The sequence below is a fragment of the Noviherbaspirillum soli genome, from assembly GCF_015352955.1.
Lineage (GTDB): Bacteria > Pseudomonadota > Gammaproteobacteria > Burkholderiales > Burkholderiaceae_D > Noviherbaspirillum_A > Noviherbaspirillum_A soli.
On sequence record NZ_JACYOX010000070.1, the window covers coordinates 1 to 12,817 of the forward strand.

Sequence of the window (12,817 nt, forward strand, 5' to 3'; positions counted from 1 at the left end):
CAGTAATGCGTTAAGCTAACCAGTACTAATTGCCCGTGCGGCTTGTCCCTATAACCTTGATGGTGCATAGCGGCGCTGTGTGGTGCGTGACGTTCGATACTCACAACCTGCAAGACAAGACATTGATCGCTGCATCGCCTGCCTGCCATGTGCAGGCGCGATGCGGCCGCTTCTTCCCTTTGGGTTGGATGTGGCGTGTGCCAGGCGAGAAGCCGGCCGCGCGACAGACAGCCGACAAGTCATGCCTGATGACCATAGCGAGTTGGTACCACCCCTTCCCATCCCGAACAGGACCGTGAAACGACTTTGCGCCGATGATAGTGCTGCAACCAGTGTGAAAGTAGGTCATCGTCAGGCTGTTATTAGAAAACCCCCGGCGCCAGAAGGCGCCGGGGGTTTTTGCTTTAGGGCTGGAGGCGACAGAACCATGACAGATCCATGGGACGCCGCAGCCGGCATGCAAACTTTGGGCTTCAGGAGTTTGCTACGGGATGTTGCAATGCAACGGCGATATGACCGGCAGCTCAAGTCTCGCTTATGTCACGTTCATCTAGTGTCCGATTACCCTCGTATATCTTTATTGCCGCCATCACTACCGCCACTACAATTAACACCTCCTTTGCTGTCCTGCACTGTCCACTAGCATCCCTCAGCCTTCAGTTCTTCACAACGCACTAGCGGAGCCGACGGCAGCTTGCCACTTCCTTCGGCAGCCTGCGGCCAGCGACGCAGCCAAACCTCTGCCGTCTGGCAAACAAGTACGAGCAACCGTCATCCGTCATGAGGCTTTGAAGCGTTCACAGCGACTGTCGTGAAAATCGAGCCTGTTTCAGAAACAAGTCAGTATCTTCCGTTTCCGCATGCCTCCCTCTACCGCTCAGCCATCGCTGCTGCTGCGTTTTCGGAGAACTTGTCCTCCAGTTAGACCCATACGCGCCGCGACATACCATTCGACACGGCAGGCAATCCAGCTCTCGGTTGCGAATGCCCTGCCGCAATGGTTCCAATGGAGAAACAATGTTTTCCAGTGAATAAGCAGGCCTTAGCGCTTTGCGTTAGATGACGCTTGCCATATCGGATCTTATGGATGAGGGACAGGATAAATCCCTGCCCGTTTAGTCTGTCATTCTGACCTGCCCGGCAGACTGGGGGCTTATGCGTTGCAAAGTGTCCGCTCCGTCGACACGACGAACCCTTCGCCATACGAATTTTTTCCCGGCCGCAATTACGGGTTTGTATGCGATGCAAAGCACGGCGGCACAGTAGGCAGACCTACTGCTTATTGCCAACCTGTATGGAGCGCCGAACAGTTGTCTCTTTTCATTGCGATCGCTTGAGTGATCTCTTCACAGTCCGCGATATCTGCAGTGTTCAGCACAGCGAAATCTGCAGATATGTCCATCAATGAATGATGTTAGCTAATGCCTTACGCATTCAGAGTACGCTCCAATAAGGCTGGATATTGGTCTTCTCTTGCCGCACCGCTGATATTCTGTGAAGACAAAAATGTAATAAGACAAAAAATTTCTTCTTAACGATGTTTCCTTTGGTAACTAAGTTGTTCCGACCATACGCATTACCCGACAAAGTTGATTCATTGCAAGTTTTAAATGGTATTATTTGCAAGAAATTGTTTCTCCTGGGTCATGTTAAGGAATAATACGATGCTTGCGGACTTCAACGGTCTGCCATGTAGCCGATAGCAGATAGTGGTTCTGCTCCAATTGCCTTCAAAGCAAAGCGCGCAAGAAAAAGCGACAACGTTCGATAAATGATGCAGCGATCCGAAATAGATATAAGAAAGCGGTTGGAGCAAGCGCATCTACCCACGATGCCGCAGATTCTCCTCAAGCTCATCGAACAATGCCAGGACGAAGACGCCGGCATGGCGGAGCTCGCCGCGTTGATATCCCAGGACGCTGGCATGGCCAGCAGCATACTTGCCGTTGCAAATAGCCCCGCTTACCACCGTACCGGCGGACGCAAGGCCAATCTGGACCAGGCGCTGATGGCGATTGGCACCGACATGATCAAAACCTTGGTGATCAGCGAATCGGTGCTTCAAATGTTCAACGATTTTTCCAAGCCCGGCACAATCGACTTGCGGGGTTTCTGGAAACATTCTCTGACAGCGGCAGTGATGGCGCGCGATATTGCGATCAAGATGAAGCATACGCACGTCGAGGAAGCTTATCTCGCGGGTCTGCTGCATGACGTTGGTCGCCTTGGCCTGCTCTCCGTAGCGCCGCAGGAATATGCGGTGAATTTTCATGCGAAGGACGATGCCAAACTGTGCTGGGTGGAACAGCGGACCATGCAGATCACCCACGCCGAAGCGGGCGCGGCCATTATCGAGCGTTGGCAGCTTGACTCCTTCCTGTGCGACAGTGTCCAGTATCACCACGAGCCGGCTGCTCGCGTGGCCAATGCGCATCCACTGATTCGTATCGTGATGCTGGCGCACCTGATGGCCAGCCATGATACCGACGAGGCCGCACTGGCCGAGGTCGCGGCGCTTTGCAACCTGGATGCCGAGAGCGTCCAGGCAATCCGCGACAAGGCCGAAGCGCAAGTCGTGCGTGCAGCAAGCGCACTGGGCATTGAGCTGGCAGGCGCAGACGACATCGTTGCCCAGGCTGCCTATGTGCCACCCCAGCCGGCAGCACCGCGCGATCCCACCCAGGAAAAGATGGATGAGGAAATGCGCAACATGGTGCTGGCGTCCCAGGCCAGCCGCTTCTTTTCGCGCCAGACCGATATGGCGGGTCTGATGGAAACGGTGTCCGGTTCGGCCCGCATCCTGTTCAGTTTTGGCGAGGTATTCCTGCTGCTTACCGACAAGGCCAGCCAGTCGCTGGTGGGCAAGCCGGGCAATGGCCAGGTCGAGCGACTGGCCGAATTTTCATTGCCGCTGACAGCCGGCGGCGTGATTGCCGACGCCGCTCTGATGCGGCGCATCGCCTTTGTCCGGCGTGGCAGGGAGCTTCTGAGCCTGGCTGAAGAACAGCTGCTTAGCCTGATGCGCGCTGACTGCCTGCTGTGCCTGCCCATGACAGTGACTGGCCGCTGCATTGGCATGCTGGTGGGCAGCATCGGCGAACACCAGGTCGACGATCTGCAGCGACGTGAGCGATTCCTGCTGGCCTATGCATCCCAAGCAGCCAACGCGCTCCATGCCGCAATCAGCAGCCAAGCCGAACTCGACCAGCGTATCGCCAGCGTCGCTGACCAGTACCAGGCAGCCACGCGTCGTGTGGCGCATGAAGTCAATAATCCGCTTTCCATCATCAAGAATTATCTCGGCATACTGGATAGCCGCCTGCGCAAGCAGGATATCGTGGTGGGAGAGGTCGCCATCCTCAATGAGGAAATCGACCGTGTCGGGCAGATCGTGCATGGCCTGGCCGAGCTGGAACCGGAGTCTGCCAGCGCACAGGCCGACGTCGGACGGGTAGTGAAGGAAGTGGTGCGCCTGTTTCAGGACACCGAGTACATGCCGGCGTCGATCTCCCTGCGCGCGGATGTGGAAGACAGCGAAAGCGTGCTGGAGGGTAGCGCCGACCTGCTCAAGCAGGTGCTGGTCAATCTGCTGAAGAACGCGGTGGAGGCTATGCCAAACGGCGGTGAAATCCAGGTCATCGACAACGGTCACGTCAACCGCGACGGCCGGCTGTACGCGGAACTGAGCGTGCGCGACACCGGGGGCGGCATTCCCGCGGAAGTAATGGCGAGGCTTTTCTCCCCTGTGCAAAGCACCAAGGCCGGCGTCGGGCGCGGGCTTGGCTTGAGCATCGTTCACGGCCTTGTGCACAAGATGGGCGGCACGATCAGTTGCCGCAGCAGCCGGCGCGGCACGACGTTTGATGTGCAGTTGCCGCTACGCGCGCAGCCTTCAGCGGCCGATGCCGGCCAGTCCAAACAGTCAGGACATCACTCATCATGATCAATCAGCGCAACGTGGCGCCGTTCATGCCATTGCTTCACGCCGATGCGCCGCTGAACGAGGCAGTCGCGTCGACCACGCCGGCGGCGCATCGGCTGCTGCTGGTGGACGACGAGCCGCGCCTGCTTGCCAGCCTGTGCGCGCTGCTGGAAGACAGCGGCCATGAACTCCACACCGCCACCTGCGGCAGCGAGGCGGTGGCGCTGCTGGAACAGATGTCCTTCGATCTGGCCCTGCTTGACCTGCGGCTTCCGGACTTCGGCGGCCACCAGATCATGGACGTCATCAATCGCAAGAAGCTCGAGACCCGCGTCATCGTATTGAGCGGCGAGACCGGCATTGAGGGCGCGATCGGCGCATTGAAGCGGGGCGCCTATGACTATCTGCGCAAGCCCTACAGCCGGGAAGAGCTGCTCAACACGGTGGATAACGCCTTGCGACAGCGCCGGCTCGAGGCCGAGAACAAACGCATCGCGCAGCAACTGGCACGTTCCGAAAAGCTCTATCGCTACCTGGTCGACAGCTCGCCGGACATCATTTATACGCTGAACGAAGAAGGACGTTTTTCCTTTGTCAACGACAGGGCCCTGCAGCTGCTGGGTTTCAGCCGCAGCGAGCTGATAGGCAATCATTACTCGATGCTGGTGCATGCCGAAGACATGGACCGGGCCTATTACGTCTTCAACGAGCGCCGTGTCGGCGAGCGGGCCAGCCGCAATATCGAGCTGAGGCTGAAGTCTGCCGGAGCCCGCGACAAGGGGCCGGCTTTTGAAACGACGCTGCTCACGCTGTCATTCAATTCCATGGGCATGTATGGCAGTGCGCCGGACAAACAGGGCGCGGAGTTCTACGGCACCTATGGCGTGGCGCGCGACATTACCGAGCGCAAGCGGGCGGAGGCCATGATCTCCTACCATGCGTATCACGACATCCTGACCGACCTGCCGAACCGCATGCTGTTCAAGGACCGGCTCGGGCTGGCGATCACGCAGGCCAAGCGCAAGAATGCCGAGCTGGCGGTGATGTTCATTGATCTCGACCGGTTCAAGCTGGTCAACGATACGCTGGGCCATATTCATGGCGATGAATTGCTGCAGCAGGTGGCTGCACGGCTGAAGGCGGCGCTGCGTCAGGGCGATACGCTGGCACGGCTGGGCGGCGATGAATTCACCATCGTCCTGCCGGAATTGCAAAGCCGCGAAGATGCCGACGTGGTGGCACAGAAGGCGCTTGAGTGCCTGCAGCTGCCTTTCAAGCTGGCCGGCAGTGACAACCATATTTCCGCCAGCATCGGCATCGCTGTATATCCGCATGACGGCGCGACCATCGATGAACTGCTATGCCATGCGGACATGGCGATGTATCAGGTCAAGGCGCGTGGCAAGAACAGCTACAGCTTTTATGAGTCGTCGATGCATGAGGCGTCCTATCAGAAGATAACGCTGGAGAAGAGCCTGCGGCGCGCGCTTGAACGCGATGAATTCGAAATGTACTACCAGCCGCAGGTGGACGCCGCCACAGGCCAGATCGTAGGCGTGGAAGGGCTGATGCGCTGGCATCATCCGGAACGCGGCCTGCTGTCGGCCGGCGAGTTCCTGCCCTTTGCTGAAGAGAACGGCCTGATGATGCCGATCAGCGACTGGATGCTGGAAGCCGTCTGCCGGGACCTCGCCTGGTGGAACAGCCAGTCGCCATCCCGGATCCGACTGTCCCTGAATGTATCGCCGCAGTATCTCGATAGCGGCGACTTCGTGGAAAAGATGACAACCGTGCTGGCCCGGCACAGATTGTCGGCCTCCCAGATCGAGGTGGAGATCACCGAGAACATCTGCATCCGCAATCCGCAGTATGCAATCGAGCAGCTCAACAAGCTCGAGGCGATTGGCGTCAGCGTTGCCATCGATGATTTCGGCACCGGCTATTCCTCGCTCGCCTACCTGCATCGCTTCCCGGTCCACACCATCAAGATCGATCAGTCCTTTGTCAGGGAAATCCATCGGCTCGACGGCCATTACCCCGTGGTCCTGGCGATCATGTCGATTGCCAGCGGGTTGTCGCTGAACGTGGTTGCTGAAGGCGTGGAAAGCGGCATCCAGGCCGCCTATCTGCAACGCATAGGCTGCTCGGTGATGCAGGGATATCTGTACCATCGGCCCGTATCGGCCGCGCGCTTCCTGCAGCTGCTGCCGCGTCCTGTTGCCCGCATGGCCTGAGCCAGGTCCGCGAATGAACAGCATGCAGCAAAACGTCTATCCCTTATCCCCCCCGGCCTCGCATGACGCTGCGCAGGCCGAGATGGACGAAGCCAACCGGCTGGGCATGATGTACAGCAGCGGCGACGGCGTTCCCCAGGATTGGGAGCAGGCGCGCACCTGGTTCCGCAAGGCGGCTGATCGTGGCCATGCAAATGCACAATTCAATCTGGCCGTCATCTACAGCAATGGCCGGCGTGCGCAGGACTATGCCCATGCGCTGCTGTGGTACCGCAAGGCTGCGCATCAGGGGCATGCCAAAGCCCAGTTCAATCTGGGCCTGATGTATGCCAATGGCCAGGGCGTGCCGCAAGACCAGGCACAGGCGCTGGCCTGGTACACCGAGGCGGCCGAGCTTGGCCATGCCGGCGCGCAGAACAACCTTGGACTGATGTACGTGAACGGCGTGGGCATAGCGGCCGATGGCATGCGTGCGCTGGACTGGTTCCAGCGTGCCGCGGACCAGAACGACCCGGCAGCGCAGAACAATCTCGGATTGATGTACGCCAGCGGCAAATCAATGCCGCAGGATTTGCGGCAGGCTGCGCAATGGTATGGCAGGGCGGCTGCCCAGGGATATGCATTGGCGCAGTACAACCTGGCAGCGATGCTGGAAGCCGGGCAGGGCGTGCCGGCGGACCTGCCGCAGGCGCAGGCGCTATACCGTGCCGCCGCCGAACAGGGGCTGGCCAAGGCGCAGTACAGCCTGGCCCTGATGTACGACCGGGGCCATGGCCTGCCGCGCGATGCGCAACAGGCCATGGCCTGGTACTGCAAGGCTGCCGAGCGCGGCAATGCGCACGCGCAGTTCAGCCTGGGCTTGCGTTACGACGCTGGCAACGGCGTACAGCAGGATGCGACCAAGGCGCTGTCCTGGTATCGCCGCGCTGCCGAGCAGGGGCATGCAAGGGCGCAGTTCAATCTGGGGACCATGTATGCCCAGGGCCATGGCGTTGCCGTCGATGAAGCGCAGGCCTGGGCCTGGCTGAACCTGGCGGCCGAGCAGGGCATCTGGCAGGCAAGTCGGGCTCTCGCACAGCTGACCCCGGGAATGACCCCAGCCCAGCTTGCCGCCGCCGCCGAAACAGGCCGGGCATGGCAGCGGAAAACAGGCGCAGACAGCGCTATGGCGCAAGGCTAGCATCAACGGCGGCGTCGCCAAGGATTCAGCCAGCCGCCTGCGCGGCGCCGAACAGCTTGTCGCGCGCCGCGGAACGAATGGCCACTACTGCCGGATGCGTCAGGCGCCGTTCCATCGACACCGCATAGAATTGCTCACTGACCTCATTGGTCGTTCCAAGAAACTGTATCGCAAGCTGATTCTTCAGCCGTGCCGTGACTGCCTGCGGCGCACAGAAAATGCCGGCACCGGCTTCGCCAAAGGCTTTCATCAGGGCGCCGTCATCGAATTCACCGACGATTTGGGGCCGTATGCCAATACGGTCGAACCAGCGCAACAGCCTCGGGCGCATTGCGGCATCCTCGCCGGGTAACAGGAAGGGCGCGCCGTCGAGGCTGTGTGGAAAGCCCTTGCGGTACTGCCGCGCCAGCATTGGCGCGGCAAAGAAATCCAGTCCGCACTCGCCCAGCAGGTGATTGAATCCGCGTACTTCGACATTGGCAGGCAGGGGACTGTCTGCGATCACGATATCGAGCTGATGGGTCGCCAGTTCAGCCAGCAGCTGGCGCGGCTTGCCCTCGCGGCAAATGATGCGCAATCCCTGCGGCAACTGCATCGCCGGCTCCAGCAGCAGGTAGGCCATGGTCTTGGGCACCGCATCGGTAACGCCGACCCGCAGTTGCAGCATGCGGTCGCCCGGCCCGCGCCGCACTGCCTCCTCGAGTTCCCCGCCCAGTGTGAAGATATCGTCGGCATAGCGCAGCACCATGCGGCCCATGTCATTGAGCTGCAGGCGCCGCCCTATGCGATCAAACAGCTGATGACCCAGTATTTCCTCGAATAGCGTCAGCTGCCCGCTGATGGTCTGGGCCGTCACATGCAGGCGCGCGCTGGCGCGTCCGATGCTGCCGGTCCTGGCCACCACCCAGAAATAGTGCAGGTGCTTGTAGTTCAACGCGCCCATGATTTCCTCGTCGGTTTTTTCGAACTTCACAAACGTTATATTCGAATATTCAAGCCAATTACGCCGTCCTATAGTGTGCTTCACCAACCCCGAAAAGGAGAAGCTCATGAAGATCGCCATTCACTGCCGACGTTTCGGACTGACTGCCGCGCTGCAGGAATATACCTTGCACCAGTTGCGCGGCGCGCTGTCGCACACCCGCGCCAAGGTGCGGCATGTGACGGTGCGGCTGTGCGACCTGAATGGGCCGCGCGGCGGCACCGACAAGCGCTGCGGCATCCATGTGGTCGTGGACGGCGTAGGGCAGGTCGTCACCGCCAGCACCGACCGCGACCTGTATGCAGCCATCTCCCAGGCGGCACGGCGCATCGGCCGTGGCGTGGCCCGGCGCCTGCGCCAGCAACGTACGGTCAAGCCATCGTCCCTGCATGCCGCGGTCCCGTCATGAAATGCCCTGCATGCGATGTGGCCATGCTCACGCCACAGTACCGGGAAGGCGTTGAAATCGACTGGTGCGCCCGATGCCGCGGCGTCTGGCTGGATCGTGGCGAACTCGACAAGCTGATCGATCGCCTGAGCGCCTATCGGGGCAATGCCGCCGGGCCTGGCGGGCCGGCCATGCACCGGAGCCAGTCCGGCAGCACGGCAATGCGTCGCCGACGCAGTTTTCTCGCCGAGCTTTTCGACTTTGATTGAACTGTCAGCGGGAATCGTTACGAAGCGTATCGGGAATTTTCAGGGCCGGCATTTCGATTGCGATGTCGGCCTTTTCATTGATAAAGGTTGTCATGGCTGATATAGAAACCTTCGCGACCGTGCCGATGTGGGCCGGCTTCATCCTCTTCGTCGTCGGCATGCTCGTCATCGACATGGTGGTGCTGGGCGGCCGGAATGCACACAAGGTGTCGTTCCGTGAAGCCCTGGGCTGGTCCATTGCCTGGTTTGCTCTGGCGCTGCTGTTCAACCTGCTGCTCTGGTGGCACCTGGACAATACGGTCGGCCGAGAAGTGGCCAACGTCAAGGGCCTGGAATTCCTGTCCGGCTACCTGATCGAGAAAGCGCTATCGGTCGACAATATATTTGTCTTCCTGATGCTGTTCAGTTATTTCGCGGTGCCTGCGGAATTCCAGCGCCGCGTGCTGCTGTATGGCGTGATCGGCGCCATCGTGATGCGCGCCGTGATGATTTTGCTGGGTGCCTGGCTGATCAGCCAGTTCAGCTGGATACTCTATGTCTTCGGCGCCTTCCTGTTGTTTACCGGCGTGAAGATGCTGGTCTTCGCCAATCATGAGCCGGATCTGGAAGCCAATCCGCTGCTGCGCTGGATGCGGGGCCATATGCGGGTCACCAATGAATATCACGGTGAGCGGTTTTTCATCATGCGCGATGGCTTGCGCCATGCCACGCCGCTGTTCCTGGTGCTGGTGCTGATCGAGTTCACCGACCTGGTATTCGCGGTCGACAGTATTCCGGCGATCTTTGCCATTACCAGCGATCCCTTCATTGTCTTTACCTCCAACATGTTTGCCATCATGGGATTGCGTGCGCTGTATTTCCTGCTGGCTGGCATGGCGGACCGCTTCCATTACCTGAAATATGGCCTGGCCGTGGTGCTGGTGTTCATTGGCGGCAAAATGCTGGCGGCGCAGTGGTATCACCTGCCGGTCCAGGTGTCGCTGGGTATTGTCGGGCTGATCCTGCTGGTGGCGATCGCGGCAAGCCTGATACGGCCGGCGCGCCATACTGCCTGAACCTCGACTGTTGGCCCTGCGCCAGCCAGCCCGGGCCCGCGCAGGCGGCAACGCCGGTCATGCATCCAGTGGAAAACGATCAAGCCTTATTGCCGGTCCACGAACCTTTTTACCGCGCGATGTCTTAACGAACAGACAGCAGCCCAGGGCGGGCTGTGCGCGTGACGCGCGGCAATACGCGCGGCGACACCGGTAAAAAGGAGAAAAATCATGCTGGCAATGGATTACAGAGGTCCCTACCGCGTACGAGCGAAGCACAAGCCCGACCCGGTGATCGAACATCCGGGTGACGCCATCGTCCGCGTCACCCGGTCGTGCATCTGCGGCTCGGACCTGCACCTGTATCACGGCCTGGTGCCGGACACCCGGATCGGCACCACGTTCGGCCATGAATTCACCGGCGTGGTTGAGGAGGTCGGTTCTTCGGTGCAGAACCTGAAAGTCGGCGACCATGTTCTGGTGCCATTCAACATCTTTTGCGGTTCCTGCTATTTCTGCCAGAAAGAGTTGTACAGCAATTGCCATAACGTTAATCCCGAAGCGACCGCTGTTGGCGCCATTTACGGTTATTCCCACACGGCCGGCGGCTACGATGGCGGCCAGGCCGAGCTGGTGCGCATCCCGATGGCCGACGTTGGACCGACGGTGATTCCCAAGGACCTGCATGTGGAGGACGCGGTTCTATTGACTGATGCATTTCCGACCGGCTATCAGGCTGCGGAGATGGGCGATATCGAGGAAGGCGACACCGTGGTGGTGTTCGGCGCCGGTCCGGTGGGCATCTTTGCCGCCAAGTCAGCCTGGCTCATGGGGGCCGGTCGCGTGATCGTCGTCGATCATGTCGAATACCGCCTTGAATTCATCAAGAATTATGCGCACTGCGAAATCGTCAACTTCAAGGACGTGGCCGACATGGCCATCCACATCAAGAAAATGACGGATGGGCTCGGGGCAGACGTCTGCATCGACTGCGTCGGCTGCGAGGCCGCGGGCAATGCCGCCCAGACGTTAACCGGCCGCTACCTGAAACTGCAGGCCGGCGCGGCGACAGTCCTGCACTGGGCCATCAACTCGGTGCGCAAGGGCGGCACGGTGTCGATCGTCGGAGTATACGGCCCCACCTTCAATGCGATCCCGATCGGCAATGCGATCAACAAGGGATTGACCATGCGCATGAACCAGGCCAGCGTCAAGCGCCATCTGCCGCGATTGATCGAGCATATCCAGGCCGGCCGCATCATCCCGCGCCAGATCATCACGCACCGGATTCCGCTGGAAGAGGTGGCCGACGCCTATCACCTGTTCTCCAGCAAACTCGACAATTGCATCAAGACCGTCCTGATACCGCCGGGCGCTTACAGCAACAGCGTCGTCAGCAAGGAAGAAGCCTGAACCATCGGACCAAGGAGCGCAGCATCATGGACATCCAGCACAACACCACGCCTGAAACCGGGCATCATCATCACGAAAAACCCAAGCGCGACATGTCGCACATTCCTGGCTGGGGCGCCGACCTGGAGCACAAGAACCGTCCCGCCTATCCGATGGAGCGCACGCCGCCACGGCTGGACAATGTGCACTGGGACGTGCCCGAGCAACAGCCGGTGAACGTCAAGGTCTTCCATTCCACCGAGCGGCCCACCATTACGCCAATATTCGGCACCAGTGTCCCGCCCACCGGCCTGTCCGGAAAAATTCGTGATTTTGCCTTTACCCTGAGCGAAAACGACATCCGGCACTGGCTGCTGCTGCTGTTTGCAGACCGTGTGAACATGGTCGAAGGCCTGGCTGATGATCTCAAGTCCGGCCATATTCCCAACATCCTCGGCGAAATGGGCATCATGGCTGAGGTAAAACACAATCCCATCGGCCTGGCCGGCAAGGCCCTGGCGATAGGCGGCGCAATCGGTCTGATATACAGCCTGAGGCAGCGCCGCAAACTCCGGCCCTGGCGCTGAGGAGTCGCTGCCGGTAGCCCGCCTGGCTAAAAGCGGGCAACGTTTCACGCCGGATTGCAACTTACGGCGGGCGCGCCACCGGGGCGCGCCTTGTCCCTTACCGCAATCCGCATGGTATTTCTTCATTCCAAACTCGTTCATTACGGCTTCATCCTGACTTTGGCTGCCGGGCTTGCCGTCTCCAGCTGTGACCGCACTGAAGGGCCGATATTTCCTGGGCTGCCTGCCGTTGCGCCCGAGGCAGCCCATGTTTATCTCTACCGCCGCGGCAACCTGGCCGCCTACGGACAGGGCTTCGACGTGAGCGTTGACGGCAAGATGCACGGAGAACTCTCAAATGCATCCTATCTGCGCCTAGCCTTGACGCCAGGCCGGCATCGTCTGCAAGTGGCGCCTGGCCCTCGGGCTGCCGTGATCGATGTGGAAGTCCAGGCCCAGCCGGGGAAAAACATGTTTTTCGAGTTTGTTTTTTCGACCGGCCTGGACATGCAGCCGCTGTTCGACGATGCCCTCATCGCCTGCAGGGAAGAACGCGAAGCCATGCTTACCCTGCCCAAATTGCGTGAAAAGGCCCCCTTTTTGGTGCAAGACACCAAATAAACCAGGCTTTATGTCACAGAATCAATATTCGGCATTGCATCCTTTGCCATGATCGGCAAAAATCATGGTCCGCTCAAAAAGCGACAAAAAGGAGACTTTGCAGCATGTTAATCAGGAACCAGAAGGACTTCTGGTCGGGGGTGATGTTTGCCGCCTTCGGCCTTTTCTTCGCCGGGTTTGGCACCCGCTACACCTTTGGCTCGGCCGCCCGCATGGGCCCCGGCTACTT

At 59.8% G+C, this 12,817-nt stretch carries 10 protein-coding genes, 1 rRNA gene and 1 pseudogene; 11 read left to right on the forward strand and 1 reads right to left on the reverse strand.

Annotation, left to right across the window (positions count from 1 at the left end):
* Window positions 1–244 precede the first annotated feature (244 nt).
* From rrf to IGW04_RS24625, 4 genes are all read left to right on the forward strand, one after another.
* A 5S ribosomal RNA gene (gene rrf, locus IGW04_RS24610) occupies window positions 245–357 on the forward strand.
* Window positions 358–1,831: 1,474 nt separating this feature from the next.
* A complete protein-coding gene (locus IGW04_RS24615) occupies window positions 1,832–3,943 on the forward strand; it encodes an HDOD domain-containing protein (RefSeq protein ID WP_194715743.1) in 2,112 nt (703 codons plus the stop codon).
* A gap of 26 nt (window positions 3,944–3,969) precedes the next feature.
* Window positions 3,970–6,156 carry a putative bifunctional diguanylate cyclase/phosphodiesterase gene (locus IGW04_RS24620; RefSeq protein ID WP_194715750.1) on the forward strand — a complete coding sequence of 729 codons (2,187 nt, stop codon included), beginning with the start codon at window positions 3,970–3,972 and terminating at the stop codon, window positions 6,154–6,156.
* 22 nt (window positions 6,157–6,178) lie between these two features.
* Entirely contained in the window at window positions 6,179–7,336 is a 1,158-nt protein-coding gene (locus IGW04_RS24625; RefSeq protein ID WP_194715744.1) for an SEL1-like repeat protein, read from the forward strand.
* 25 nt (window positions 7,337–7,361) lie between these two features.
* Here IGW04_RS24625 and nhaR read toward each other — a convergent pair whose 3' ends face one another.
* Window positions 7,362–8,279, reverse strand: coding sequence for a transcriptional activator NhaR (gene nhaR / locus IGW04_RS24630; protein WP_194715751.1), 918 nt, complete (start codon window positions 8,277–8,279; stop codon window positions 7,362–7,364).
* A 106-nt stretch (window positions 8,280–8,385) separates the two neighbouring features.
* On the opposite strand from nhaR, the gene IGW04_RS24635 reads away from it, so the two are divergent.
* The 7 genes and pseudogenes from IGW04_RS24635 to IGW04_RS24665 all read left to right on the forward strand — a co-directional run.
* Window positions 8,386–8,727: an HPF/RaiA family ribosome-associated protein gene (locus IGW04_RS24635; protein ID WP_194715745.1), complete on the forward strand. Its 342-nt coding sequence runs from the start codon at window positions 8,386–8,388 to the stop codon at window positions 8,725–8,727.
* Window positions 8,724–8,975 (forward strand): TFIIB-type zinc ribbon-containing protein, encoded by a 252-nt coding sequence (locus IGW04_RS24640; protein WP_194715746.1) that lies wholly within the window; start codon window positions 8,724–8,726, stop codon window positions 8,973–8,975. The genes IGW04_RS24635 and IGW04_RS24640 overlap by 4 nt, the downstream gene beginning before the upstream one ends.
* A 92-nt stretch (window positions 8,976–9,067) precedes the next feature.
* On the forward strand, window positions 9,068–10,030 hold the full coding sequence (locus IGW04_RS24645) for a TerC family protein (protein WP_194715747.1): 963 nt from the start codon (window positions 9,068–9,070) through the stop codon (window positions 10,028–10,030).
* A gap of 210 nt (window positions 10,031–10,240) precedes the next feature.
* Window positions 10,241–11,422 (forward strand): zinc-dependent alcohol dehydrogenase, encoded by a 1,182-nt coding sequence (locus IGW04_RS24650; protein WP_194715748.1) that lies wholly within the window; start codon window positions 10,241–10,243, stop codon window positions 11,420–11,422.
* Window positions 11,423–11,448: 26 nt separating this feature from the next.
* Window positions 11,449–11,988 (forward strand): hypothetical protein, encoded by a 540-nt coding sequence (locus IGW04_RS24655; RefSeq protein WP_228527378.1) that lies wholly within the window; start codon window positions 11,449–11,451, stop codon window positions 11,986–11,988.
* Window positions 11,989–12,099: 111 nt separating this feature from the next.
* Window positions 12,100–12,588 carry a DUF2846 domain-containing protein gene (locus tag IGW04_RS24660; protein ID WP_194715749.1) on the forward strand — a complete coding sequence of 163 codons (489 nt, stop codon included), beginning with the start codon at window positions 12,100–12,102 and terminating at the stop codon, window positions 12,586–12,588.
* 104 nt (window positions 12,589–12,692) lie between these two features.
* Window positions 12,693–12,817: pseudogene (locus tag IGW04_RS24665) on the forward strand (tripartite tricarboxylate transporter TctB family protein); the annotation flags it as partial.